Origin of the sequence: Pseudomarimonas arenosa (genome assembly GCF_014841215.1) — a bacterium.
Taxonomy (GTDB): domain Bacteria; phylum Pseudomonadota; class Gammaproteobacteria; order Xanthomonadales; family Xanthomonadaceae; genus Pseudomarimonas; species Pseudomarimonas arenosa.
Genome location: NZ_JACYTR010000046.1, coordinates 1 through 23,575, shown reverse-complemented (window position 1 = coordinate 23,575; position 23,575 = coordinate 1). Strand labels below are relative to the sequence as shown.

Annotated in this window: 25 protein-coding genes; 14 read left to right on the top strand and 11 right to left on the bottom strand. The window is 63.8% G+C overall.

The window, feature by feature from the left end:
• Window positions 1-62: 62 nt before the first annotated feature.
• Complete coding sequence (mobF, locus tag IFO71_RS16220; RefSeq protein WP_192030710.1) at window positions 63-2,903, top strand: MobF family relaxase; 2,841 nt, start codon at window positions 63-65, stop codon at window positions 2,901-2,903.
• A gap of 7 nt (window positions 2,904-2,910) precedes the next feature.
• Here the strand turns inward: mobF and IFO71_RS22340 are convergent, their stop codons facing one another.
• A complete protein-coding gene (locus tag IFO71_RS22340; protein WP_269749985.1) occupies window positions 2,911-3,036 on the bottom strand; it encodes a hypothetical protein in 126 nt (41 codons plus the stop codon).
• Between the two features lie 335 nt (window positions 3,037-3,371).
• Between IFO71_RS22340 and IFO71_RS16215 the strand changes: the two genes are divergently transcribed.
• The 3 genes from IFO71_RS16215 to IFO71_RS16205 all read left to right on the top strand — a co-directional run bounded on the left by IFO71_RS16215 (window position 3,372) and on the right by IFO71_RS16205 (window position 6,912).
• On the top strand, window positions 3,372-5,921 hold the full coding sequence (locus tag IFO71_RS16215; protein ID WP_192030709.1) for a type 4 pilus major pilin: 2,550 nt from the start codon (window positions 3,372-3,374) through the stop codon (window positions 5,919-5,921).
• Window positions 5,922-6,046: 125 nt separating this feature from the next.
• Window positions 6,047-6,553 carry a hypothetical protein gene (locus IFO71_RS16210; protein ID WP_192030708.1) on the top strand — a complete coding sequence of 169 codons (507 nt, stop codon included), beginning with the start codon at window positions 6,047-6,049 and terminating at the stop codon, window positions 6,551-6,553.
• A gap of 113 nt (window positions 6,554-6,666) precedes the next feature.
• Entirely contained in the window at window positions 6,667-6,912 is a 246-nt protein-coding gene (locus IFO71_RS16205; RefSeq protein WP_192030707.1) for a hypothetical protein, read from the top strand.
• 5 nt (window positions 6,913-6,917) lie between these two features.
• Here IFO71_RS16205 and IFO71_RS16200 read toward each other — a convergent pair whose 3' ends face one another.
• On the bottom strand, window positions 6,918-7,550 hold the full coding sequence (locus tag IFO71_RS16200) for a hypothetical protein (protein WP_192030706.1): 633 nt from the start codon (window positions 7,548-7,550) through the stop codon (window positions 6,918-6,920).
• Window positions 7,551-7,826: 276 nt separating this feature from the next.
• On the opposite strand from IFO71_RS16200, the gene IFO71_RS16195 reads away from it, so the two are divergent.
• The 4 genes from IFO71_RS16195 to IFO71_RS16180 all read left to right on the top strand — a co-directional run bounded on the left by IFO71_RS16195 (window position 7,827) and on the right by IFO71_RS16180 (window position 10,329).
• Window positions 7,827-8,393: a helix-turn-helix transcriptional regulator gene (locus IFO71_RS16195; RefSeq protein WP_225444711.1), complete on the top strand. Its 567-nt coding sequence runs from the start codon at window positions 7,827-7,829 to the stop codon at window positions 8,391-8,393.
• Between the two features lie 78 nt (window positions 8,394-8,471).
• Window positions 8,472-9,254 carry an Lcl C-terminal domain-containing protein gene (locus IFO71_RS16190; RefSeq protein ID WP_192030705.1) on the top strand — a complete coding sequence of 261 codons (783 nt, stop codon included), beginning with the start codon at window positions 8,472-8,474 and terminating at the stop codon, window positions 9,252-9,254.
• Entirely contained in the window at window positions 9,251-9,865 is a 615-nt protein-coding gene (locus IFO71_RS16185) for an Lcl C-terminal domain-containing protein (protein ID WP_192030704.1), read from the top strand. Before IFO71_RS16190 ends, IFO71_RS16185 begins: the two co-directional genes overlap by 4 nt.
• Window positions 9,865-10,329 carry a hypothetical protein gene (locus IFO71_RS16180; protein WP_192030703.1) on the top strand — a complete coding sequence of 155 codons (465 nt, stop codon included), beginning with the start codon at window positions 9,865-9,867 and terminating at the stop codon, window positions 10,327-10,329. Before IFO71_RS16185 ends, IFO71_RS16180 begins: the two co-directional genes overlap by 1 nt.
• Here the strand turns inward: IFO71_RS16180 and IFO71_RS16175 are convergent.
• The 3 genes from IFO71_RS16175 to IFO71_RS16165 all read right to left on the bottom strand — a co-directional run bounded on the left by IFO71_RS16175 (window position 10,317) and on the right by IFO71_RS16165 (window position 12,343).
• Complete coding sequence (locus IFO71_RS16175) at window positions 10,317-10,517, bottom strand: hypothetical protein (protein ID WP_192030702.1); 201 nt, start codon at window positions 10,515-10,517, stop codon at window positions 10,317-10,319. The two genes, IFO71_RS16180 and IFO71_RS16175, sit on opposite strands and share 13 nt — an antisense overlap.
• A 3-nt stretch (window positions 10,518-10,520) precedes the next feature.
• Window positions 10,521-11,090 carry a hypothetical protein gene (locus IFO71_RS16170; protein ID WP_192030701.1) on the bottom strand — a complete coding sequence of 190 codons (570 nt, stop codon included), beginning with the start codon at window positions 11,088-11,090 and terminating at the stop codon, window positions 10,521-10,523.
• A gap of 83 nt (window positions 11,091-11,173) precedes the next feature.
• Complete coding sequence (locus IFO71_RS16165) at window positions 11,174-12,343, bottom strand: YadA-like family protein (RefSeq protein WP_192030700.1); 1,170 nt, start codon at window positions 12,341-12,343, stop codon at window positions 11,174-11,176.
• A 267-nt stretch (window positions 12,344-12,610) separates the two neighbouring features.
• Here IFO71_RS16165 and IFO71_RS16160 point away from each other — a divergent pair, with 267 nt between their 5' ends.
• From IFO71_RS16160 to IFO71_RS16150, 3 genes are all read left to right on the top strand, one after another.
• The gene (locus IFO71_RS16160) at window positions 12,611-12,997 is read left to right on the top strand and encodes a carboxypeptidase-like regulatory domain-containing protein (protein ID WP_192030699.1); all 387 of its coding nucleotides are present in this window, start codon (window positions 12,611-12,613) and stop codon (window positions 12,995-12,997) included.
• Between the two features lie 285 nt (window positions 12,998-13,282).
• Complete coding sequence (locus IFO71_RS16155; protein WP_192030698.1) at window positions 13,283-13,675, top strand: hypothetical protein; 393 nt, start codon at window positions 13,283-13,285, stop codon at window positions 13,673-13,675.
• On the top strand, window positions 13,668-14,426 hold the full coding sequence (locus IFO71_RS16150; protein ID WP_192030697.1) for an ankyrin repeat domain-containing protein: 759 nt from the start codon (window positions 13,668-13,670) through the stop codon (window positions 14,424-14,426). Before IFO71_RS16155 ends, IFO71_RS16150 begins: the two co-directional genes overlap by 8 nt.
• A gap of 75 nt (window positions 14,427-14,501) precedes the next feature.
• Here the strand turns inward: IFO71_RS16150 and IFO71_RS16145 are convergent, their stop codons facing one another.
• Together IFO71_RS16145 and IFO71_RS16140 are read right to left on the bottom strand one after the other, a co-directional pair.
• Entirely contained in the window at window positions 14,502-14,858 is a 357-nt protein-coding gene (locus IFO71_RS16145; RefSeq protein ID WP_192030696.1) for a hypothetical protein, read from the bottom strand.
• 64 nt (window positions 14,859-14,922) lie between these two features.
• Complete coding sequence (locus IFO71_RS16140; protein WP_192030695.1) at window positions 14,923-16,089, bottom strand: hypothetical protein; 1,167 nt, start codon at window positions 16,087-16,089, stop codon at window positions 14,923-14,925.
• A gap of 174 nt (window positions 16,090-16,263) precedes the next feature.
• Between IFO71_RS16140 and IFO71_RS16135 the strand changes: the two genes are divergently transcribed.
• On the top strand, window positions 16,264-16,692 hold the full coding sequence (locus IFO71_RS16135; RefSeq protein WP_192030694.1) for a hypothetical protein: 429 nt from the start codon (window positions 16,264-16,266) through the stop codon (window positions 16,690-16,692).
• A gap of 52 nt (window positions 16,693-16,744) precedes the next feature.
• Here IFO71_RS16135 and IFO71_RS16130 read toward each other — a convergent pair whose 3' ends face one another.
• Together IFO71_RS16130 and IFO71_RS16125 are read right to left on the bottom strand one after the other, a co-directional pair.
• Window positions 16,745-17,410, bottom strand: a complete 666-nt coding sequence (locus tag IFO71_RS16130) for a helix-turn-helix domain-containing protein (RefSeq protein WP_192030693.1) — start codon at window positions 17,408-17,410, stop codon at window positions 16,745-16,747.
• Complete coding sequence (locus tag IFO71_RS16125; protein WP_192030692.1) at window positions 17,407-19,197, bottom strand: integrase family protein; 1,791 nt, start codon at window positions 19,195-19,197, stop codon at window positions 17,407-17,409. Before IFO71_RS16125 ends, IFO71_RS16130 begins: the two co-directional genes overlap by 4 nt.
• A gap of 477 nt (window positions 19,198-19,674) precedes the next feature.
• On the opposite strand from IFO71_RS16125, the gene IFO71_RS16120 reads away from it, so the two are divergent.
• Entirely contained in the window at window positions 19,675-20,067 is a 393-nt protein-coding gene (locus IFO71_RS16120) for a hypothetical protein (protein WP_192030691.1), read from the top strand.
• A 26-nt stretch (window positions 20,068-20,093) separates the two neighbouring features.
• Here the strand turns inward: IFO71_RS16120 and IFO71_RS16115 are convergent, their stop codons facing one another.
• Complete coding sequence (locus IFO71_RS16115) at window positions 20,094-21,563, bottom strand: right-handed parallel beta-helix repeat-containing protein (protein ID WP_192030690.1); 1,470 nt, start codon at window positions 21,561-21,563, stop codon at window positions 20,094-20,096.
• 65 nt (window positions 21,564-21,628) lie between these two features.
• Window positions 21,629-22,300 (bottom strand): Dph6-related ATP pyrophosphatase, encoded by a 672-nt coding sequence (locus IFO71_RS16110; RefSeq protein ID WP_192030689.1) that lies wholly within the window; start codon window positions 22,298-22,300, stop codon window positions 21,629-21,631.
• A gap of 144 nt (window positions 22,301-22,444) precedes the next feature.
• Here IFO71_RS16110 and IFO71_RS16105 point away from each other — a divergent pair, with 144 nt between their 5' ends.
• Window positions 22,445-23,374 (top strand): ferritin-like domain-containing protein, encoded by a 930-nt coding sequence (locus tag IFO71_RS16105; protein WP_192030688.1) that lies wholly within the window; start codon window positions 22,445-22,447, stop codon window positions 23,372-23,374.
• The last annotated feature ends 201 nt before the right edge of the window (window positions 23,375-23,575 follow it).

Sequence of the window (23,575 nt, the reverse complement as noted above, 5' to 3'; positions counted from 1 at the left end):
GCGTTGGCCGGGACTTGTTACAAGAGAGAGGCCACTAGGTTTTTTCTTTCTCGGAGTGACCCATGTTGTCGATTGCAGCGCTCGATGCCCAAGGAAAAGGGGCGGGAGATATCCTTGCCTACCTCAAGGCCACGGAGTATTACATTGGGCAGGACGGCGAAGCGGAGAACATGAGCCAATGGGTCGGCAAGGGCGCCGAAGCGTTGGGACTGTCGGGCACCGTCGCCATTGAACACATGGATGCGCTGGCCCAAGGGTACGCGCCGGATGGTCGTGCGCTTTGCCGCAACGCCGGTGAAAAACCCACCATCACGATAGATGCCAACGGGAATGAAGTCGTGAAGGGTGGGCATCGCGTCGGCCACGATCTCACATTCAGCGCACCCAAAAGCGTCAGCGTGCTGTTTGCAGCCGCGGATGACGACGAGCGCAAGCAGATTCTGGAAGCGGTCAATCAATCGAGCCAGGCCGCGATTGGCTGGTTAGAGAGCCGCTGCGTCACACGACGAGGCAAGGGCGGGTGCGAGCGAATGGATGTGGCCGGGTTGGCAGTTTCAACTCATACACATATGGGCTCGCGAGAGTTGGACCCTCAACTGCATGTGCACAACCTGGTGTATGGGGTGGCGAAGGGCGCGGATGGAAAATGGAGCACTTTCGACCAGGCCTCGCTCTACGAAGACAAGCACGCGGCCGGCGCGCTCTTCCGCGCTGAACTCGCCGCGCGCATGCAAGCCATGGGCTATTCGATTGAGCGCCAGGTCCAGCGCGACGACGAAGGTCAGCGGACCGGGCATGTCTACTGGGAAGTGGCCGGCATCAGCGAACAGACGCAGGAGCATTTCTCGAAGCGACGACAGCAAATCCTTGCACACTTGAAAGAGCACGGAGGCAGCGCGCAGCAGGCCACACTGGCGACGCGCAAACATAAGGACGAGCCGAGTTTTCGCGAACTCGATGATTTATGGAAACAATCGCTGACCGACTTGAAGCACGAGCAGGGCATCACCATTGATCCCACCGCACTGAAAGCGCCCAACGGCGAACGCGGGCGCCTGGTCAACCGTGGCGACAGCGATGCGCCGCTGACCGACCGCGAAATCCTCGATATGCAACACGAGCGCGAAGCCATGTTCAGCAAAGCGAATGTGGTCCAACATTTTATGCAAGAGCGCTTGGGCGAGGACACCGCAACCATTCTGAAAGCCGCGGACCAGCGCCTGGCCCAAGACGACCTGGTGAAACTCAACAACAAGCCGGTGGGTCGCTTTGTCACCCAACTTGCCACGCGGGACCGCGAACCGCGTTACGCCACGGAAAAATGGATGGCGATAGAAAACGAGTGGACCCAACGCATCACCGAACGAGCACGCGGCGACCACGACCAGCATTGGAAGATGCCGGCCACAATGGCGGCCAAGGCCATCAGCGATTTCGAGAGCAAGAAGGGCTTCCGGCTCAACGATGAGCAGCGGCGGGCCGTCGAGCATGTGATGAGCGGCAGCGCGGGAACGGCTTGCATAGTTGGAAGGGCCGGGACCGGAAAAACCACGGTGGCGGAATGTTGGGTGCCCGCGCTTCAAGTGCAAGGCAGGGAAATCATCGGGGCGGCGCCATCTTGGAAAGCGGCCAAACTTCTTGAATCGGGGTCGGGCATTCCTTCGTTTTCCAATGACAGCCTTCTGTCTGAACTGGATGCCGGCAGGCGCACGCTGACCTCGAACACGTTGATTTTGGTGGATGAGGCCGGCATGACCGGCACCCAACACCTTGTTCGACTTCAAAGACACGCCGACGCGGTGGGTGCCAAAGTGGTCTACCAGGGCGATGCCCTCCAACTCCAGCCAATCGCGGCTGGTGGAGGTTTCCGTGCATTGGAGCAAGCCGTGGGCGCTGTCGAACTGCTAGATATCCGGCGGCAGAAGACCCAGAAGGGGCGCGAGATTGCCAACGCGATGTACGGCGATGGGACGAAGCCGAAGGAAGGCGAGCGCGATTACAGCGAGCGCGGCGCGTTGGGCGCCGACATCTGGCGACAGTTGCAAGACAACCAGCATGTCGTCGAGATGGCGACCAGCAAGGCGGCCATGGATAGGCTCGTGAAGGACTATTTTGCCGCCGAAGGACCCTCCAGCGAGAAGTTGATCATCGCCGACACCCGTCATGCCGTTCAGCGCTTGAACGAGCGGGTTCGGGCCGAGAAACAACGGCGGGGGGAGGTGGGCGCGGATATGGCGACCGTGGAAATGTCCATTCGGGGGGTGAAGCAAACCACCACCGTCGGGGTCGGGGATGAGATGGTCTTCACCAAAAAAAATAAGGACCTCGGTGTCGTCAACGGCGATGCGGGTGTTGTCGTGGCGGTCGCCACGATGCCGGGCAAACCCGGATGGGCGGACATCAGCATCCGCATGACGGAGGGCGAACAGGCCGGTAAAACACTGCGGTTTTGGACGAATGGAGATAAGGACCAGCCAACCCTCACGCACGCGTACGCCATCACCATCCACAAGTCCCAAGGGCAGGGTCGAGATCACCTGTTTCAGTTCGTGAGCAGCGCCGGGATGAGCGATCAGCATCTCGGCCTGGTGGCTTACACGCGCCACAAAGAGACCTTCAAACTGTATGGGTCCGCCAACGATTTGGAAACCTTGCATGTGCGGTTCGGAACGGACCGCTTGAAGCGCAACGCCACCGAAGCAGGGTTGCACGACCAGCCCACCGCGCAGCGTGAGCGAGAGCGGGAGCGTCAGCGGTCGAGCACGATGAGCGAAGCGCTGGAACGGTTGCAGAAGATGCCGGGCGTGCGCCAGGTCATCGAACAGATGGACCGCTGGAAGCAGCGTCCGCAGCCCGAGATCCCGATGCAGCACCAAGAACCGCGGCGCATCGCGCGGTTGTAGGTCGATGTCAGAAGGTGAAGAAGCGGCCCGACAGAATGTCGGTGGCGTTCATCACCATGATGGCCGCCCAAGCGTAGAACAGGGCACGAGCGTTGGCGTTCGGAATGCGTTTGCGGAGGAAGGTGGCGATCATGGTGATGTCCTCGGTTGGTGTGGGGTGGTGCAGGGGCGTTGTGCCGCTGCCCATTCATTAGAACCGAAGCGCGCCAACGCGCAAGAGCCCGAGCCCAAGCCAAAGCCAAAGCAAGAGCGGTCGGAGCCTTCGGCCCGGACGCTAGCGCGCCGACAACCCTGCATCGGCTTCTTGCGCAACGCGCGCTTTTCACCCCTCTGCGGCGTGGGCCGCCCTGCATCCGCTTTGGCTTTGGCTTCTTCTCGTCGTTGGCATGTAGGCGTGCGTGGGCCTTGCGCGTCCGCCGTTCCTTGGTAGATCTGGATCAACCGCTTTTCTGTTGACCCGGAGACCGCATGAATGACAATGACCGCTCTTTCCGCACCGCCCTGACCGCACTCTCTTCATCCAGCCCGGCCCCGGCCCCGCTTTCGCGCGCCATCGGTTCCGCGCTGCACGCCCACCAGGCCGGCTACACGCTCAAAGAAGTCATGCTTGGGATTGGCATCGCGTCGGTCGCCGCCGCGGCGACCTATGGCTTGTTCTTCCGGGCCGATGTCGCCGCACAAGTACGCAAAGAAACGGCCACACTCAACCAACTCGCAACCAACATCAACAGCGCGTGGGGGATGACCGGAACCTTTGAAGGCCTGGTGGATTGGAAGGTCGAGCAGGACGGCCTGCTGCCCGAGGCCATGAAGGCCCGCGGCGGCATGACGAGCGAGTGGGGCACCAAGGTCTATGTCAGCGCGGCCACCATCAACGGCAAGCAGAACGCCGGGTTCGCGATTGAATATCGAGGCTTGCCGGAAGCCGTTTGCGCCCGGATGGCGACCGAACACCAAGATGCGTTCTGGAATATCGAAGTGGATGGAGTCTCGGTGCTGGCGGGCGGAAACATCGACACCACCACCGCGATCCATCGTTGCGCCGATGGCGGTTCGGTTGTCTATACGTATTTTGAAGGGGTCAGCGGCGCCCTGGCTCACGCGGATCACACCGTGCCCGGCGATTGGATTCCGGCGCAGCCCTATCAACCTGGAGATCCGCCCGGCCCGGGCGCCGTCCCCCCCATTGGTTTCGATGGGTCCTGCTCTTCGCTGACCCTTCCGCCGCCGCAAGTGCGGAGCCTGGCGTGCGAACCCGGCCAGCAGGGCGCCATCTTGGAAACACGAACGGCCGCATGCCCACCCGACGATCAGGGACCTTGGGCATGGGAGGCATGGACCGAAAGCGGGAACACGTGCGCGCCGCAGCCCGACGGCTGCCCCGAAGCGGAAACCCGGGCCGCGAGTTGCGCCAGCGGGTGGAGCGGACAGCGCACGGAGCAACGGCATTGCGTGTCGAGCATTCCGATTTCGTGGAGCGCCTGGTACGACATCCAAAACGAATGCGTGCCGCCCGACGGCGCCCCGGGGCCCACGCCCTCGGGACCGTTTTACGGTCCGCAGTGCGTGCCGCAGCCTCCTGAAAGCCGGACGGTGGTGGATTGCCCGGCGGGTGAGTACGGCAGCACCACCGACCAGCGCGACTCGGTGTGCGTGTACACCTACCAACCCGCAACTTGGGGCCCTTGGCGCGAGATCAGCCACAACTGCTCGCCGTGTCCGGCGGACAGCAGCGAAAGCGAAAACCGCTTAACACCCGGCACCGCGCCCGGTCCGGCATGTCCAAGCGGCACGACCGGCTTGCGCAGCACCGAAACCACCACACCGGAAGCACGCAGTCGAACGGTCAGTTATGACTGCCCGGCGGGCACCGGCTTGCTGCCGGGTCCGACCTTCGGCGCCTGGTCGCCGTGGACGGCGGCAGGGCCGGTCACCCAGGGAGCCGTCACGGGCACCTGCACACCGTGTCCGGCCGCAGGACCCTTGCCCGCTTGTCCCGGTGGAACGACGGGTGTGGTGACTTGGACCACCACCCCAGGCACCGACCCCACCGCGACCACGGCCGGATCGTGTCCGACGTTCACGGCGGATTATTCCGGCTGCGTGCCGTGCTCGACGACGCCGGTCCATGGCAGTCCGGCGGGAAGTTGCCCGGTCGGCCAACAAGGAAGCATCACGTGGAGCGTCACCCCCGGCACGGCGCCCGGCAGTGGAACGAGTGGTTCATGCCCCACCGTCGCGCAAGTCGATACGTGCGCGCCGTGCCCGGTGCAGCATCAGTTCTACTGCGACGACACCGAGATCCCGCAGTATTTCGGGGAAGCGCCGGGCGCTTGCCCTGGCGGGGTGACCGGACAAACTTACGTGCGCTACGAATACCGCCAATCGCGGCAAGCCTGCACGCCGGCTTCCAACTCGACCCCATGGGGGCCGTGGGCCAGCACCGGGGTGACGTGTTACAGCGAGACCCGCTGTCCACCCCCGGTTTGCCCATCCCCGCAAACGGTGGGATGGAGCAGCGAAGAGCCGTGTGTCGGTGAGAGCGGCACGCGCAAGGCATGGGGCACACGCACCCGGTCGGCAAACTGTCCGGCTGGCGTGTTTGACGGCACCTGGGGGCCGTGGTCTGACGCGACCGACGGCACGAGCGAGACCTGTCAGCCCCATCCGCCGGCCAGCGATCCCGGCACCCCACCGAGCAAGCCGGGTCCGATGATTTGCCCCGGCTCGGGGTACTACGAAGTCAACCGAGCATGCCCGCCCGGACAAACGGGGTTCGAGTCCTACGTGATGGGCTACTCGTACATCTGGAGCGGGGCGGAATGTGAGCGCGTGGACACCGCCAGCGGCCTCGGGGGTTCGTTTTGCGGTGCGCCGGAGCCCGAACCGCAGGTGCACTGTTGGGTGCCTGGCCCGCTGCCCAGCATGGGCCCCGGCTCGCAGTATCTCGGTGAATCGCCGTACGGTGGGGGCTGGTGGTTTGTGAACGGGACCAACGTGTACATCGAATGCCCGTGATCGCGACGGCGGTCACGGATCGAGATCGCGGTGACGGCACCCGGCTTGCGTGGTATAGACGGCAGTATATACTGCAATATATGTGACAGCATATACCCGTCTTCACCACACAAGGAAACCGTCTCATGAACCGTATCGCGCTCTCCCTCTCGTTGTTGTTCTTGGCCATGCCGGCTTCCGCTGACGCCGACCCTTTGCCCCTCAACCCCACGGGAAACACCAAGCCGGTGCTGGTGCAACCCACCCTGCGGGTGCCGGGCGCGGCGGCGTTCGTCAAACCCACGCCTCCGGTAGAAGTCCCCGTACCGGCATTGGGGCCTTGTGATGGCGTGCTGGGGGCGCCGACCGTGGAAACGGTCGCATGTCCCGCGGGCTTTGCGGGCGAACAGTACCTGACGATTTCCGCGTATCGGTCGGTGAACCCCGACACCGGGCAGTGCATCATTCGTGAAGCGGTGGCTGTGGCGGGCGCATGCACCCCGACCGCGACGACCGAGCAAGCGCACTGTTTTGCACCGGCTTCCGTTCCGTTCCAGAACGACCCCGGCACCACCGTGATCGCGGTGACCGACGAGGGGGCCGTGGTGGACACCGCGCGCGGGCTGCTGGCCATTCCATGTCCCGCGCGGTAAGCCGACATGGACCCACAGGCGTCCGGCTTGGTAGGCTGCCCGATCGTTTTTCGCTGCGGACTCGAACCTCGCCGATGCCTTCCCGATCCGATTCACCGCCCGGCCACTTCGCCATGACGACGGTCGAAAAACGCGCGGAGGGGAAGACCGTGATCGTCGAGGCTTCGCTGACGGCCGACGAGAGCGTAAAAGCGCTGGTTCGGATTCCCGCATCGTTGAAGAAGCGGCTGGAGGAACAGAGCCAAGGCGCGTACGGGGTTGCGTTGGTCGCCTTGGCCGAATACGCCATGGAGAGACTGGAAGAAGAGGGGAAGGCTCTGGTGGTGCGCAACCGCGGCTATCTCGAACGCGAGGAATAGCGGGCCTACGTCCACCCCCACTCGTGGATCTGCATCGCCCGGTCCACCTTGTTCGGCGCCACCCATTCCGCCCCATACGCGCTGACGAAACCACCCAACACACGCAGTTGCGTCGGACGCGGCGCCTTGCGGCCCCATCGCGCTTGAGGGTGGTCCACGCGATCCCATCGTCCGTTGAGAATGTCGGGTTCATCGTCGCGGGGCGCGCCGACGTCCCCGGCGCAGGCATCGCAAAACCCCTTGCCGATTTCCGTGACCCATACTTTAGCGTGGGCGGCGGTGAGCGAGCGGATGGGATTGACCCCGAGATCGGGACCCGAAACCGGCACCGCGGCGAGCACCGGCATCAACGCGAGCAGGGTGGTCATGGTGGCGGTCGTGCCATGGACCGGATTGTCGAAATACTGCCCGCGCAATCCGACTGCCCCATTGAACCAGACATCCAGCGCATCCGGATCGCAGGTGAGGCAGGCCACGGCGCGCGCATAGCCCGGTGGGCCTTCATCCGCGGCATCGTGATGCAGGCAGAGCGGGCGCGCGGTGTCCGCCAGACGACGGGCCAGCGCCGAGAAGGGAATGCGGCGCGAAAGCACGCGCTGGCGCGGGGCGTCGATGCGGTCGGAAAACTGCCAGTCCATGCCTGCATTGTGCCAGGGACCCACAGCTCCCCGTTGGCCCCCACGGTGGCCCCGTTGCTGAGGCAGGGGTGATCCGGGCAGGATCGGTTCTCACGAAGATTTACTGGGGGCGTTTCGCGGTTACCGCGATTGTTCGCAGCACCGAGAATCCGAATGGTTTCCCTGTCAAACAACGGATGGCGATTGAGCACGAAGCGAGCCAGCCCGTCGCGGACGACATTTGCCGCTGCGCTGGCGGAGTACCTTCGCCGCGAAATCGCATGCGATGCGTTTGGGTTGGCCTTTCAGTTGAAAGGGCGGACCGACGGCGAGCCGCGTTTGCGGTTCTTCGGCGACTTGCCGAGTGGATGGCGGCACGACCTTCGCGATGCCGTCGAAGAGAACGCGCCGCATCCGTACATTGCCCTGGCCCGCGAACACCGGCCGCCCTTGTTGAGCGGCGGGGTGCTGGTCGTTTCGCTCTGGACGCCTCGTTTGCTCTGGGGCTTTCTGGAAGTGCACGCCAAACCCGACATCTTGCTCACGCAAAAGGCCGAGATCGCGTTGTGGGCGTGGGAAACGCTGCACACTTATCTCGACGGCGAAGCAGCCGACACCGGATTGCTGACTCCGCGCGAGCGCCAATGTTTATCCCTGGCGGCCACCGGTATGACGAGCACAGAAATCGGGCAGCGCTTGGCGATCAGCCCACGAACGATTGAAGGCTACCTGGCCAGCGCCTGCGCGAAACTGCATGTGAAGAGCCGCCAAGCCGCCGTGGCCCGCGCGCTGGCCCATGGTCTCATCGATGAGGACAGCGTGGGACGCATCGAAGAGCCTCGCGGGCCGTATTTCCTCACGTAGATTTACGGGGGCACTTCTTCGGCTGACCTCGGGGAGGTCGGCGCGGTCTACTGACGCGACCTCATGATGGATCGCCCCATGCTTCGCCTGGCTCTCGCTTTGCTTGCGTTCGTCTCGACCGCGCATGCGCAGTTGAATGACACCGGATTACTCGACTGCTACAACCACCTCCAGACGCCGGTTGGAACGGTGTCCACCACGACGCCTGACCCTGAGCCCACCGGCTTCAACGAGCAAGATTGCACCCGCGGGCGGGCGGCGGCGGAGGCGATGGGCGTGCTCACGAAAGTCGGCGCTTCGACAGTGGCGGGGCGCGACTACACCAAGATTGCCCACAATGGTTCGGTGCTCACCGCGGGCGCGGCGCTTGGCGCTGGCCCCACCGATTGGGCCTGCACGCGCGACAACGTCACGGGTCTGCTTTGGGAAGTGAAGACCACCGACGGCGGGTTGCGAGACCGGAGTCACCAATACACCTGGTTCAACACCGATACGAATGAGAACAACGGTGTGCCGGGCACGGAAACGAGTTTCGGATGCGGTGGCACGCTCGCGGGCAACACCTGCAACACCAGCCGTTTCGTGGCGGCGGTGAACGCGGGTGGCGGACTCTGCGGAAGAACGGATTGGCGGATGCCGACTGAGGACGAGTTGGTCGGGCTGGTGGCGTGGGGCAATGGCGGCACCCAAATCGACACGACCTATTTTCCCAATAGCGCTTCATCCATCTACATGGCCGCGGAAACCTTTGCCGCGACCGCCAGCGATGCGCGGCGCGTGAGTTTCGGCGGGGGCGATCCGAATGTCTTTCAGAAATCGGATGCGGCGTACGTGCGCCTGGTCGCCGGAGGCACGCCATGAATCGGCGCCTCGTGTTTTGCCTGGTTGTTGTGGGAGGGTTGGTTGGCCCCTCGCTCGCGGGCGCGCAGCAGGTTTGCCCTTCGGGTGTCCCGCGTGGGGCGCCTGATTCGCGCTATGAAGTCATCGAAGACGTGGTGGGCGAAAAGGTCATCAAGGACGTACTCACCGACCTGCAGTGGCAGCGCTGTCCGGTGGGTTTGTCCGGGGACGTTTGCACAACGGGGACAGCCGGTGCGGTCACCTGGTCGGGCGCGCTGACCGCGGCCAACGCCTCGACGTACGGCGGCAAGAGCGATTGGCGTTTGCCCAACGTCATCGAACTGCAATCGCTGGTCGAGACCGGCTGCGCCAATCCGGCCATCAATCCGGTCTTCTTTCCCAACATGCCGTTTGATGCGGCCTATTGGACATCCACGACGGTGCCCAACACCCTCGACGCGCATGTGATCGAGTTTGCCAACGGCTTGCGCCGTTACACCTCGTTCTTCGGTCGCAAATCCCTGAACCGCTACGTGCGCCTGGTACGCGCCGGGCGTGGCGACGAGGCCTTTGCCTCGGAGCGGCCGCCCGCTTTCTTCCAGTCTGGATTCGAGGTCGGGGAGGCACCCTGATGGGCATCATTCGCAAGACCTTGGAGGCCCAAGCCGACACCATCGCGCGGCGACGACGCGAAGACGTGACGGATGCGGCGATGCGACAAGTCCAGGCCCAAGGAGGGGCATTGGTCAGAGAGGCGCATCTATGGAACGACGTGATGGAGCTGGAGGGTAGGGTCAGCGAGTTGGAGCGCGCGTTGGCGGGCGCAATCGAAGCCGGCCGCGCCTGCGCGACCGAGTTTCTGCTGCGGCAGCACGTCTATATCGACCTGGTGTCGGAGTGGCATCCTGACTGGCGCGCGCTGCCCGACGCGGAGCGCGATCCCGCGCGCAAACAGGAAGTGCAGCGGCGCGTCGATGCTCTGAAAGCCGAACTGGAGCAGGACCCAGCGCGCACCGCGCGCCTGCAGGATCGCGCGGCGCGCATCGTGGAGGAGCACACGCAGGCGGCGCGTAAAAAACAGGGTCACCAGTTGTAATCGTCGTACCCATCGCTGCGGCTGCCGCCGCTTCCCCCGCCCCCGTTGTCCCGGTGGTTCAAGCCGCCGTTGAGCATGCCGAGGCACATGCCGGCGATCACCACGCAGAAGAGCACGCCCCAGAGCCAAATCTGACCGCTGGCGATGATGAGCGCCACGATGGCGCACCAGATGATGAACGAGCCCATGCGTCACCCCTTGCTCTTACGTTGGCGGGGGCGTTTGATATCGGTCGGCAGCGAAGCCGCCTGTTGTGCGTCGGTCCACCATTCGGTGATCAAAGCCAGGTTCTCGCTTTGCCCGTTGGTGCGGCGGCGCTGCGCTTCAAAACGCAGGTCCGTCAGCGGGATCAGCAATACCGGTTGAGAGGTGCCCGGCACGGTGCCGCGGCGAGCATGACGGAAAGCCCCTTTCTCGTAGAGTTGAAGCACCCGTTGCCGGCTGATACCCAAGACAGCCGCGGCGCTGGTGGCGCAAACATAGCCAGGCGCTTGCAACAGCAGGGTGCGGCGAATGGCCTGGTGACGAGGGCAGGTGAGGCGGTCGATCAACTTCGGAAGCGTCTTCTCGAACGCGCGTGGGCGCTTACCCGACTTGCCCGATTGATTTTGGGAGCGTGGCGCGCGCGCGTCGGGTTGAATGCGCGCTTGCTTGGCCACTCGCCGCACATGGTTGTGATAAGTGAGGGAGTTCGGCTCCAGCGCTTGAGCCACCTGTTTGGCTGTGGCGCGACGAGGAAGAGAGAGGGCAGGGTGAGTCATGCGTGCGTCCTTGTCCACGAGAAGAGAAGCGAAGTAGGGAAAGAGAAGGAAGAGCGGGGCGGGCGAACCCGCCCCGCTTCGCGCTAGCGCAGGCCGATGGAGACCGCGGCTCCGACACTCGTTTCACCGCTGAACGCGGCTTGTAAGGTCACGCCGACCGGGCGACCCGAGGACAGCCGGAAGGCTTTCGAGTAGCCCAACGCGGCGGCTTGCTGGCCGTTGTACGAGCCGACCGCCATCCCGACACTGCCCTTGCCGCCTTGGGCGGCCACGCCACTCGCCGCCAGCGCGGCTTGTGCAGCGGACATCGCCCCAAGTTTGTCGAGGCGGGTGCCGAGCGATGCCACCGCACGGTCCAACCCATCCACCCGACCATCCAGGGTGTCCAGGCGGTTGTAGACCTCGGACAAATCCACACGGTCGCCGATGCGCAGATCCACATAACTGATGGCTTGGTTGTACCAATGCTGGTCAGCCTGGTTCATTTGCCCGACCGTGGCGGCGTCGGTGTCTTCGACACCATCGGCCACATTGACGATGCGCCGTTGACCTTCACTCGTTCCGACCGAAATGGTGTTTTCCTGATCGCAAACGGACCCGGCGCCAAGAGCGGTGCAACCGTCAGCGAGCGCTTGCGCGCTGCTCCCCAGGGCCAAAGTTGCCACACCTTCGGCGCGACTGCTGGTTCCGTAAGCCGTCGCCAAGAATCCAAAGGCGCGTGCGCCGGCACCCGATACGAGTGCTCCGTCGCCGCTTGCATACGCGCCGCTCCCCAAGGCAGTGACGTGATCGCCATCGCCCACACGAGCACCAGAACCGACAGCAGTATTGAAGATGCCGCCGATGGCCCAGGCGTGAGAACCAAAGGCAGTGTTGCCATCACCGTGAGCGATGGAGTACCCGCCCACCGCAGTGGCGTCTTCGCCGCTGGCCCAGGCCCCTGCGCCGTACGCGCTGGCGAACATATTTTGGGCAAACGCATCGGGCCCGGTGGCTGTGGCCAACGAGCAGTTCGCGATGGCGTTGTCTCCAGCGGCATACGGTCCGGTTAGGCCCACGCTGTAAATCGTGCCCGCCGACGTGGGGCAGGGGTTGTGCACCGAGCCATCGGACGGGGTGATGGTGGTGCGTGAGGGCGGAGTCGTGCGGTCCGGAGGCGGCTGCAACAGCCAGTCGGGCAACGACTGCGAGAAGGCCATCGGAGAGGCGAGCAGCAAGGAGGCGACCAGGGCCAGGTGGGATTTCTTCAACATGAGGGATTCCTGTTTTCGTGAGTGCGGGATGGCACTCATTCAGAGAAACAGAATCCGGCGAACGCGCAAGACCCACGCACAACACGAGAGAGAAAGAAGGACGAAAGGCGGCAAGCGAGCGAAGCGGGGAAGCCCAGGCTCACTCTCGAAGCATCGGCGGGGTTGCGCGCTCCGCGCTTTCAAGTATCGGTAAAGGGAAGCGCACAAGACCCAGGCACGACCGCCACGCTTCGAAAATCCTCTACTTCTACTACTCGGAGATGACACATGAACACCAAGCCGCTCGCACTTGCCCTCGCCCTGGCTGGCCTTGCGCTCGCCAGCCCTTCCTCCGCTTCGCAGCAGTTGGCTTGCGAAATGCTGGTTTCAACCTGGCGCGCCGATTCGGAAACCGGCAAGAAGATCCCGGTTCCCGGCGCCACGGTCACCGTCGCGGATGTGCGCTCGGGTTGGTCCCGGACCAAGATCACGAACCACAGCGGGCGTCAGATTTTCCGAGGGATTCGGGCCGACGCCTCGGGTCATCAGACCGTCACCGTCGAAGCCGCCGGTTATGAAACCCAGGTCTACAACGACATCGAATGCCCGGTGGGGCAGCGCATCCAAGGGCGCTTTGTCTTGGAAAAGCCGGTCTTCGCGAACGGCTTCGAATGATCGTGAGCCTCGAACCCCACGCCGCCTTCGGGCGGCGTGGTTGTTTTTAGGGCGCGGACGCGCCAGGGAAAAGCCGTGGGGAACGACGCTTCGCGCTTGAAAGCCACAACGCCCACGTACCACTCGAACGCCGGAGCAGACGACGGTCGATGAAATCATTATCTATAAGCAAACATTTCTTGACATTTGCGCGAGAAGGGGGGTTGCGCGTTTTGACGGCGGAGTTATCCTAAATGCGTGGAGCGCAAGCGCCACGCACCACCACATGCAAAAAGGAACGGATACATGAACACTGTTAACCAAGCAGAGCAAACCGACGGCTCTTTCATTCGTCAGCGCATTTCTTTCGAAGCGAAGTTGCCGGGCGGAGCCGGGCGCTGGCTGGTCGTGCGTGAAGCGAGCGGATCGGGCGGCAGCGCCGCCAAGCACTACTCGCCCGCTTTTCTCTGCGTTGAGATCGTGGACGAAGACGTGATGCAGCGGTCGCGCGCCGCCGAGCGCCAGGGGCGCAGCACGTGGACCACGCGGACGCCGGGCGTTCAATCGATCTTTCGTGGCGAGTTCAACGCGTTCGGCGGACGAGGCGCAAAGTCCCGCTTTGCGAGTGTTCAGCGCGCTGCGCTCGACGCGCGCGATGGCGTGTTGATGGCGGACGGGCGGGTGCAGCGACATGGATAAACTCACCTCCACGCCTGCCGCGAAAAGAAAGTTTTTCGAGGCCATTCGCGAGGACAACGTGGCGGCCATCCGCGACATGCTGGCGCAGGGCGCTAGCGTGTCCAAGCGGATCTATCGAAAAACGAACAACGAGGCGTTTGGCCCGGCGCTCTACGCCGTCAAGTGCGGCAGCGGGGCGGCGTTGGCGATCCTGCTGGAAGCCGGCGCCGATCTTCGCGAAGTCAGCACAACCACGAAGCGCAACGCGCTCATGTACGCCGCGGCCAACGGCGATGCGGCCATGCTCATGCGACTGCTGGCGCTGGGGTTCGACGCGAGGCAGGTCGATGCGAGCGGGGCCACGGCGCTGATGCACGCCGCAAAACAGGGCAAAGCCGCGACCGTGAGCGCGTTGCTGGCGCGGTCCGACATCGACGCGCAGGACCGCGAGGGCAACACGGCGTTGCACCACGCGGCGAGTGGCTTGCGCAAGAACAGGACGGCTATGCGCGTGCTGGTGGAAGCCGGGGCGGCACTCGACATAAAGAACAGTCGCGGGCAAACAGCGCTGGAACGCTACGAGGTGGCACTCGATATAAAGAACAGGCGTGCGCGCGACCCGCAGGACGCGCAGGAGGATTACTGGGCGGGGCTCGACACAAAGAAGAGCACAGCCAGCGAGTGCGGCGCGCTGGCGCGCGATATGCTGATTTGGTCGGCGGCGGAGCGCGATACGAAACGCGCGATGGGGCAACGCCGGATGCGTCTGTAAGCGCGACAGCGAGAGCCCGCGCCGCAGGCGCCCGGTCTTTGCAAGGCCGTCTTCCGACGGCGTTGCTCTACTGCTTTACACTTTGGTCGGGGGGTTGATTGAGAACTCGGCGATCTGATGGACCTCGATCGTGATGGGCGACCTGAAGCCCTCGCACTTCATCACGATGCTTCCCGAGGGAACCTCCCCGACGGTTCGATTTCGGAGGAAGAAGCCCTTTTTGACCCTGACTCCGACACGCAGGCTACTGCCGCCCTTGAGCCGGAACTCCCCCGTTATCGTGTCGTCGTACACACCGTTGTCCTCGTACTTGATTGTCGCCGACTCAATGTCGTTCGCGTCAAAAACATGCCCGCTCACTTTTACCGTGCCGCCGACGACTTCGCCGACGTAACGATCGCCGTTGGTGCACAGGACCGATGCATTGCCCACGTTTGATCCCTCTTGGCCGAACGGACGCAAGTGTGCAACGGCGCCGCGTCGGAATCCATGCTATCTATCGTTTGGCCGACAACACCGGCCCAACGTCCACCCGCCCCTCGGGCATCGCGTTCGGATCGACCTCGAAGCCCATCGGCGGCATCTCGCAGAGCACGCTGGGGCGTGCGGCGGGATTCCACTCCACGGCCAGTTTGCGCGCGGCTTGCCAGCACGGATGAGCGTGGTCGGACAGCGCGAAGAGCGCCGCGTTGAGATCCGCGCCGACGCAGTGCGCCACATAGTCCCGATGCAGCGACCAGGTTTGCGCGTTGGCGTCCTCTTGCGCTTCGGTGCCCGCGGCGGCGGCCCATTTGGCCAACGTGGATTTGCTCGGCACTTTTTCGCCCGGCCCCAACAAAAACCAGCGGCCGGGATCGAGCAAAGTCGAATGCCGGGCGCCGTACGACCGCACGCCCTTCACCCGTTCGCCGTCCGCGCGAATCCACCGATTCCGGCGGCGCGAGACGATGCAGTCGTCTTGCGAAAGGGGGATCGGCTCATAACGCGGGGTTCCGCTGGCGAGGTCGTCGTCCACCGAAATGACCAACTCGGTTTCCATCGCGCAGCGGGGGCGCGTGCGCAGGTCCTGAAAATGCGGAGTCGTAGGACTGCCCGCCCAAGTCGGGCCGAGTGCACCCGCCTTCACCCGGCACTTACCCAGCATGGGCTTGGGGGTACTGACCGGAAACCAAGTCCGATCCACCGTTTCTTCGGCAAAGAACACCGTCTTGCCGTGTTGGGCACCGGGGTCGGGCGACACCGCCACGTCGAGATCCAGCGAACCGGTGGGGCAGGATTCTGTATTGAGCGACAGAGGCACCTGTTGCGCGGCAAAACCGCGCACCGTCACCGACAACACCGCATCCGGTTTGCCGTCTCGGCGATGGCTGGTGCTGGGAACTTCGAACGCCAAAGCCTTCCCGTCCGCAAAGCGGAACATGTGCGGTGGGTGGCGCGGGTAGAACGACCAGACGTTGGGGTTCCATCCTTTTTGCCATTCCATCAGCAGTTCGCCGCGCGGCTGCGCCAAGCGCTCTCCCGTGCGGGCATCGGTCAGCGTGATATTCAGCACGCACTGCGGCACCGGTTCGTCGGTTTTCTTGGCGTGCGCCAAGGTCGGTGTCAGCGTCAGGGGCAGCAAGCATGCGGCGAACCAGGCAGAGCGGAGAGCGGTGGGGTGCATGGGAAATCCTTGGTGGTGAACGGACCGCCTTCACCTTCCCAAAAAAGTCGCAACGCGCAAGGGCCAGGCAACACCCTAGCGTATGGAAGAGACAAAAGGCGGCCGGGCGCTCGGCGGTGGTGGCGGCAGTTTGGGTTCACCGGAATGACCGGGAACAACCCACAGCGAGGATTTATGGAACACATCATCATGGCCGGTGACGGCTATCACACGGTCGAGATCGATATTGGCCTGGCCGACGAGGGACTGGTGACGAGCGCCAGCGGCAACAAGGCGCGCGGGGTGCGCGATGGCGTGCGCCTGGAAATCGCGAGCGATATCTGCCAGGCCGTGCTGGAAGACACCGACGGAGAGCATGTCTTTTGCGTGCTCGCCATCCAGCGCTGCAACCAAGGTGCGATGCTGGCCGTTCAGTTCATGACCGAGGGCGGGTTGGGCGGGGCGATATCGGTCTACTGCGGCAACCACGCCGCCCTGCCGAATGCGGACCAGGCTTCGTTCCGTGTTGAGTTGTGGGACAACGATGCGCGCCAAGTGGTGGCGACATGGGCCGGACGATGGTTCGGCCCGAACGACATCATGCTTGCCGCCGATTTCGACTGACCATAACGAGAAGGTAGAGCGACGAAGCCCGCCGATTGGCGGGCTTTGTTGTTCAGAGAAGTTCGCGGGGAGGGCGGGGCGGAGCGGGAGGGCGTTCGGCCAGGAGAGCGTCGCCAAGCGCGCGAAGGGCGGCCTCTTGGGCCAGCGTTTTCGCCTGCTCTTCCGAGGCGATGAGCGCACGGCCGTACTCGCTTCGGGTCAACCACACCGCTTCTTGTTCCGCCTCATTCGCGGTGGGTGGGCCGAGATCCAGCGTCAACGCGGTCAGAATATCCAGCGGGCGGCGCGTGAGCCCGTCGAGCACGAACGGCCAAACATCGTCGTCGTTCAGCGCTGTCTCGGGTGAGATCGCGCCCAAGAACCCCATCACCGTCGGCTGATTGGAGCGGCGTTTGCCCTCGGGCAGCACGGGTATATCCAAAGCCAAGCCCGCCTTCCGCAGTTTCTGCGCGCGGGCTTCGTGACCCAACGACGCGAACTCGTGCTGGTGAATGAAAGCGCGCAGTGCGGCGGCGCGGTAGCGCACCGGGCTGGTTTTGCCAAACGACACGAACGGCGGCGGCTTGCCTTCGGCCCGCCAGTTCCGCAGCGTGCCCTGCGCCACCCCGAGCAAATGCGCGGTCAGCGCGCTCGACAACAACACCGTGTCGGACAGGTTGTCGAACTCGCGCAGCAGTTGCATATCGAGCGGAGTGAGCGGGTCGGCGGCGCTGGTCATTCGTCTTTCCGATACAGGTCTTGCATGAACCCGCCGACAGCGTCCGGGTTCGATTTGAGAAAGGCAAGCGCGGCGGCCAACGGATCGCCCTCGGGCTTCACCGGAGCCGGCGCCGTGGCGCGGCGCGCGCCCATGAATGCGCCGAACTCGGGCGGTTTGGGGTAGCGGGCGGGGTCGAGCACATGCAAGAACACCGCTTCGCGGGCTTCGATGTGCGGCCGAAGGATTTCCGCCTTGTCCGCCAGGTAATCGCTGGTGACCTGGCCGACATCGGTGCCCGGTGTCGCATGGTTCAACATCATCGACACAATCATGCCGCCGCGCTGACCGGTCATCCGGGCGGTGTCCGAGGCGACGCCGCGGCGCAAATCGTGCGGGCGGATTTTCGGCATACCGAGCGCTTCCAGGCGACGAAGAAACGAATAGGGCCACTTCACTGGCTGACCCTTGACCCGCGACGCAAAGATGAAATCGGTCGGGCCGGTTGGTCGCTTCCACCGCTGCAAATGCGCCTGGCGCAGTTCCAGCACTTCGACCGTGTGCGCGGTCAGCGGGACCATGAAGCCGCGCCGGGTTTTGGTGCGCTCGACCGGCACCACGAGAAGATCCTGCTCGCGGTTCCAATCGCCCCACTGCGCTTGCGCCACCTCATCAATACGGGTGCCCCACAGGCTCAACAACCAAAGCAAATCGGCCAGCACGCGCGAGGTGTCGGCGCCCTCAAAGCGGGCGGCCCATAGGGCGCGCATCCACGCCTGGTCGTCGCCTTTGCGGACATCCAGGCGGCTTTCGCGCGGCGGTGGCTTGGGCCACTTCTTGCCCTTTTGCCAGGCGCGGAACGGGCTGGCGCTGACATCCTCGACGCGCAGCAGCGATTGGATTTGCCAGGTCCAAGCCGCTTTCGCATAACGGTACGCCTTCCAGACCGAGGCCAGCGGGCGGCCACCCTCTTGCAGGGATTGCGGACCCCAAGTCGGCGGCTCCGCATAGAGCGCTTCCTTGGTCACCGGGTCACGCTGGTCGCTGGCGTAACCGAACATCGGGCCGAAAGTGGCTTCTATGTCGTCCATGGTGATAGCGCGGCACGGGCGGGCGAACAGCGGGCTGCTGGCCATCCATTGCTTGACCAGTTCGCGATCCACATGCGTGCCCGCGGCGCTAGTGGGTTTCATGTGTTGCATCCAACGCTCGAATGCCCACCCGACGGTTTGCTTCTGCTCGGAGAGCGCTTGACGGGTTTGCCCCGCCGTGGCTTCCAGCATCAGCAGTGGGTCTTGGCCGTCGGCCAGAAGGCCCAACCAGGCTTCGGCGCGCTGGCGCGCGACCTGCACGCTCATCGTCGGCCAATCGCCCAACTTGCGGCGAAGGGCGTGGGCGCGACCGCCGTCGCCCGGCAGCCGGCGCCGCACGCCCCACGATGCGCCGGACGATGACACCCGGAGGTAAAGCCCGCGCCGCTCGCTGTCGTAGACATACCACTCGCGCACCCCGGCCGGGGTCGGTTCCGTGACCGGCTGACCATGGTCATCGGTGCCGATCCAGCGATGCTGAAAGTCCAACTTGGACAGCAGCGTCTTGGTCAGTGGGAAGCGCAGGGTGGAGGAGGATGTCATGGGTCGGCCAAGAAAGGCGATGAAGGAGGCAGTGTAGTCGGTCTTGAACTGCGGACCCACCACGGACCCACTAAATCGGGCAAAACCGTGTTCAAGCGTGACAAGCAGCCGGTGCAAGTGCGCGAAAAACCTCAGTATTTTCAATCGAGTGGGAAAAATTCCCTTTAAAATCAATGGCCTTTTAATCCGTAGGTCGACAGTTCGAGTCTGTCACGACCCACCACCTCTTCAAGTACGAACACTGTCTGTGTCGCAGGCGGCCTCAGACTCTTGATCGAAGGCTCGCTCGCTTCGCGAGTCCGGCCCGCTCTTGCGAACGGGCGCTCGAACTCCCACACACGCTGCGGCGTGCATAAGCAGGAGTTCTCGCCCTTCACGGGCCACCATCTAGTTTCCAGCTGCCGGTCTCGCTGGGCGGACTCAATCCGATGGTCCCGCATCATGGCGCCGCGGAACTCTGAGTTCAGTCTGCACCGCCACTTCATCGCCATCGGTCGGGTAAGGCTTGCCGAGGTAGCAGGACCTCTTCGTTGGGCCAAGCGACGTATGAATGGCGACCCATTGGGCCCGGAGTCCGAATGGAGATTCCCTTCTCATTCACGCAGAATGGGCAGGTCAACGCCTTGTCTGGCCAGTTCACAGAGGTGTGTCATGTCCTGTTCGCTGCTGATCGAATCGAGCTTGAGCTTGCTGCTACTTGTTCCCGGGGCATCTTCACTGGCCGATTCGCGGGTCGATAGCTCAGCGCCTGCCGCCGCGTCCAGCGCTGTAGCCGTTCAAGAAGACCGCTCACAGGCGGGCACCGCAGCCGAAGTCAGGCTGAGCCGCGTTGACTTGCTGCGCTCGATGCGCGAGGTGGCGGCGGAGCAGGCAAAGCAGGTCCCGGTGGTGCCGGTGACGATCGCCAATCAGGCCTCAGCACCGCAATTCGAGCACAGCCTGCAGCAGAGCCGAGCCGAACGAGAGGAGCGCTTCGAGGAGTCGATTCGCTGGGTGTGGCCATTGACTGGACGTGTGCCCCTGGGCGGAGAGCGGCGTGATTGAACCGGCCAATTGATGTTTCAACTGGCTCATTCGAATCCACTGTAGAACACCCGATCGAGCGGCCCTAAGTCCTTGATCACCAGGGCTAGCGGCCAGCCTGGGTTGACGCCACTGCTGGCATAGGCGCCGCGGCGCGCCGGATCGACTGCGGCATCATTGAAGTCTCGCTCGGCATCGGTCAGCCCAGCAATCGGCGTGGCGTCGATCGGGCTACCGCTCAGGGCGCCGTCCAGTGGGTGCAGGTCGAGTCGGTCGACGCCGCTGATCTGACCCTGCGGGTTTTGCAGATACAGATCGGCATTGTCCAGCGTGTCGCTGACATTGTCGGACTGACTGCCGCCACTGATCGCTGTGCCGTCGCTGAACACGGCGTTTCCGCGGACGTCCTGATCAAACATGGCGTTCACGCTGCCCGAAACGAAAATCCCGCTTCCGCTGCTGAGCACGGTGTTATGCAGCAGGCGGATCCGGCGCAGTTCACCGTTCTGGGGCTGGATAGCAATTGCCGGGCCCTGGTCATTGAAGAACAGATTGGCGTACAGGGCCAGATTGCCTTCGCCCTGAAACAGTGCCTCGACCCCGGTCGGATTCTGATAGAAGAAATTGCCGTAGACCACATAGTCATCGTTTGAGCCGTTGCCACTCAAGGGAAAGGTGCCCAGCAGCAGGTTGGGGCGGGCATTGCCACCGCCGGAGGAATTGCCGCTCTTGTGGAATACGTTGTGGCGAATCACGGTGCGGCCGGTGGCGGGCAGGGTTTCGAAGCCGCTGCCGCTGGGACGCGAGGCAGCAAACTGATGCTTGATCTGGGCGTTGTAGCCGACGCTATCGCGAATCAGATTGAACTCGATCAGGCCATGGACGAAATGTTCGGCGCCATTGGAATTGCCGAGGTAGATGCCGGTGCCGACTCGCTCGATTCGATTGTTCCGTAACACCCAGTTCCACGCCGGGCCCTTGGTCGAAATGCCAACCTGCTGCTGGCTGAAATCGAAGTCGTGGATGTGCAGCTGCTCCAGGCTGATATGGTGCGACCAGGCGGCGCTATGTGCGCCGGCGATAGTGGCATCGGACTTCAGCGCATCGAGGTCGGTGGTGCCCGTGCCATCGATCTCCAGTCTTCGCAGCAGCACATAGCTTGAATTGCGGATCTGCACCACATTGCGGATGCCGTTCAGCGGCGCACCGATCAAGCGAGCTACGCCCGTCTCCGGGCCCTCGATGACAATGCAATTGCCGGCGGCGCCGTGCAGGTCATAGATTCGCAGGCCATTGCTGTAGTCGCCCGCCGCCAGCTGTACCCGGGTGCCGGCGCTGGCCGCATTGATCGCCGCCTGATAATCATCGCTAGGGCCGACGGTGACGGTGACGCTGGGGCTGCTGCTGCGGCAGTTGGCGTACTCGGCGTCGAGATCGGTAAGCGCCAGGGCCGGCTCGGACAGGGCGATGAGGCCGGCCAGACCGGCGAGCCAACGCGGTGTTGTGGATGAAATCATGATGCGCCCCGGGGTCGACCGCTGCAACGAGTATAGGCGAGGTCGCTACGAATACTCGGAATGGGTCAATCGTCCGGCAACAGGTCAGCAAACACGAAGCCATCGCGTTCTACGATATCGCCGGACGCAATCGCTATCGGTCGCTCGAACATCGGGCCACGATAGGCAAAGCTGTGGAACTCGCCATTCTCTCCACAGGGATCAACCGTGGGCGGCAGTTCGGCCAGCAAGCCGTGGTCGAAATCGCGTCCGGCGAACCTGGCATCGAGTTGCTTGGGGTCGACGCAAGTCAGTCGGGCGCACAGCCCGCCGTCGATCATCTCCCGCGCCAGCCGGTCGGTGGGGCGCTGCCAGAGCGGAAACCGCGTGCCGATGCCGCTGCCCTGATGGCGAGCCTCGCGGTAATCGCGGATGTCCTGCAAGAACAGGTCGCCGTAAGCGATCTCATCCACCCGTTCACTGCGTGCTCGCTGCATCAGCGCGGACATCAAGGTTTCGTAGGTCTCGTTCGGGCACGGCCAAGGAAGATCAATCGTCCATAGCGGCAGGCCGGCCGCCGCGGCCTGCGCTTGCAGCAGCGATTTTCGCACCGCGTGCATGGCCACCCGCTGATGCGTGTTGTTAAGGGTAGTCAGTAGACCCATCACCTCCACCTCGTTCTGCTGCCGCAGCACATGCAGACTCCAGGCAGAATCCTTGCCGCTGGACCAGGACAGCAATACACGTGGTTTGCTCATGAATTTCAGCCGATTCGAATCGCCTTGATTATCGCTCCGCAACGCTCAACTGTGCCCGTGGCTGCCCGGAGTTGGTCAGAATTCGAGCTCCGCAATGCCTGCTTGGCTTTCCAGGATAAGGCTCCGATCTGTTTGGAGATGCCGATGGACTTCCTGCGACCGCCTCGCACCCCGCTGCGACTGGCCGATTTTCCCTTCTCGACCGGCTGCCCGGCGACCCGCGAGCCGGGCCTGTTGGCCATCCTCAAGACCACCGCCATGCTGGAGTCGCGCGCCGATGCCTATGCGGCCTACCTGCATGCGGTATTCAAGCCGCGCGGTGCGGCCTGGACAACGGCGATCGATCAATGGAACCTGGAGGAGCGACGTCATGGAGGCTTGTTGCGACAGCTGATCGAGGCGACCGATCCGGCGTTTGATTTCGACCAGGCCATGCAGGACTACTTGCAGACGGTGCCCTATCACCCCTGCGATGGCCGCTCGGTGCGCGGTTCGATTGCCGGCGAGTTGGTGGCGCGCTGCGTGGTCGAGGCCCTGGCCAGCACCTACTACCGCGTGCTGCAAGAAGGTGTGGAGGGGACAATGGCCCGGTCTGCCTTGGCGGCATTGGCGCAGGACGAGGCGCGGCACTACGGCATGTTTCGCGCCATGCTGCAGGTCGAGCAGCAGGGCTCGGCCCGGATCGGGCGCTCGACGGTACTGTACATAGCGTTACGCCGCATGCTCGAACTCAATGATCAGCAGATTCTCGGTGCCTACGCGCTGAGTGAGCGCTGTCCTCCGGGCACGACGGCGCGGCAGCTGGCGCGCCGCTATGCCTTGGATCTGTATCCGAGCTATCGATTGCGCCATCTGCTCTACGCTGCGCGTTTGCTGAGCCCGATCATGCTTGGGTGGAATGCCCGGTCGCTGCAGTTGGGCCTGGCGCTGGGATTGTGGCTGGGCGTGCGGGTCAAGGTCTGGCTGGCGCGTGTGGCCGGTTCGGTCGATCGCAAGATGGCGGACAAGCCGACCGCTGCAGCGAACGTGCAGCGCTGTGCGCCCGCGGGCCCTCACAGCGCAGGGGCGTCGTAGCTAGCCCGGATATCTCATGAGGGGGCGCGGATGATCACTGAGGACTTTGCGTCGAGTGCAAGGCGCGACGAGCCCAAATGGTGGGCCCACTTGGGCGAGATCGGGACGCAGTCCCGCGTAGCTGCGACAGCAGCCGACCGAGCGTAGCGAAGGCGCAGGCTACGAAGTAGCCGTTGCTGCGTAGCAGCCGACCGAGCGTAG

Bases quoted from the DNA above. Each gene is read 5' to 3' on its own strand.
- mobF (WP_192030710.1), top strand. From the start codon at position 63: ATGTTGTCGATTGCAGCGCTCGATGCCCAAGGAAAAGGGGCGGGAGAT.
- IFO71_RS22340 (WP_269749985.1), bottom strand. From the start codon at position 3,036: ATGATCGCCACCTTCCTCCGCAAACGCATTCCGAACGCCAACGCTCGT.
- IFO71_RS16215 (WP_192030709.1), top strand. From the start codon at position 3,372: ATGAATGACAATGACCGCTCTTTCCGCACCGCCCTGACCGCACTCTCT.
- IFO71_RS16210 (WP_192030708.1), top strand. From the start codon at position 6,047: ATGAACCGTATCGCGCTCTCCCTCTCGTTGTTGTTCTTGGCCATGCCG.
- IFO71_RS16205 (WP_192030707.1), top strand. From the start codon at position 6,667: ATGACGACGGTCGAAAAACGCGCGGAGGGGAAGACCGTGATCGTCGAG.
- IFO71_RS16200 (WP_192030706.1), bottom strand. From the start codon at position 7,550: ATGGACTGGCAGTTTTCCGACCGCATCGACGCCCCGCGCCAGCGCGTG.
- IFO71_RS16190 (WP_192030705.1), top strand. From the start codon at position 8,472: ATGCTTCGCCTGGCTCTCGCTTTGCTTGCGTTCGTCTCGACCGCGCAT.
- IFO71_RS16185 (WP_192030704.1), top strand. From the start codon at position 9,251: ATGAATCGGCGCCTCGTGTTTTGCCTGGTTGTTGTGGGAGGGTTGGTT.
- IFO71_RS16180 (WP_192030703.1), top strand. From the start codon at position 9,865: ATGGGCATCATTCGCAAGACCTTGGAGGCCCAAGCCGACACCATCGCG.
- IFO71_RS16175 (WP_192030702.1), bottom strand. From the start codon at position 10,517: ATGGGCTCGTTCATCATCTGGTGCGCCATCGTGGCGCTCATCATCGCC.
- IFO71_RS16170 (WP_192030701.1), bottom strand. From the start codon at position 11,090: ATGACTCACCCTGCCCTCTCTCTTCCTCGTCGCGCCACAGCCAAACAG.
- IFO71_RS16165 (WP_192030700.1), bottom strand. From the start codon at position 12,343: ATGTTGAAGAAATCCCACCTGGCCCTGGTCGCCTCCTTGCTGCTCGCC.
- IFO71_RS16160 (WP_192030699.1), top strand. From the start codon at position 12,611: ATGAACACCAAGCCGCTCGCACTTGCCCTCGCCCTGGCTGGCCTTGCG.
- IFO71_RS16155 (WP_192030698.1), top strand. From the start codon at position 13,283: ATGAACACTGTTAACCAAGCAGAGCAAACCGACGGCTCTTTCATTCGT.
- IFO71_RS16150 (WP_192030697.1), top strand. From the start codon at position 13,668: ATGGATAAACTCACCTCCACGCCTGCCGCGAAAAGAAAGTTTTTCGAG.
- IFO71_RS16140 (WP_192030695.1), bottom strand. From the start codon at position 16,089: ATGCACCCCACCGCTCTCCGCTCTGCCTGGTTCGCCGCATGCTTGCTG.
- IFO71_RS16135 (WP_192030694.1), top strand. From the start codon at position 16,264: ATGGAACACATCATCATGGCCGGTGACGGCTATCACACGGTCGAGATC.
- IFO71_RS16130 (WP_192030693.1), bottom strand. From the start codon at position 17,410: ATGACCAGCGCCGCCGACCCGCTCACTCCGCTCGATATGCAACTGCTG.
- IFO71_RS16120 (WP_192030691.1), top strand. From the start codon at position 19,675: ATGTCCTGTTCGCTGCTGATCGAATCGAGCTTGAGCTTGCTGCTACTT.
- IFO71_RS16115 (WP_192030690.1), bottom strand. From the start codon at position 21,563: ATGATTTCATCCACAACACCGCGTTGGCTCGCCGGTCTGGCCGGCCTC.
- IFO71_RS16110 (WP_192030689.1), bottom strand. From the start codon at position 22,300: ATGAGCAAACCACGTGTATTGCTGTCCTGGTCCAGCGGCAAGGATTCT.
- IFO71_RS16105 (WP_192030688.1), top strand. From the start codon at position 22,445: ATGGACTTCCTGCGACCGCCTCGCACCCCGCTGCGACTGGCCGATTTT.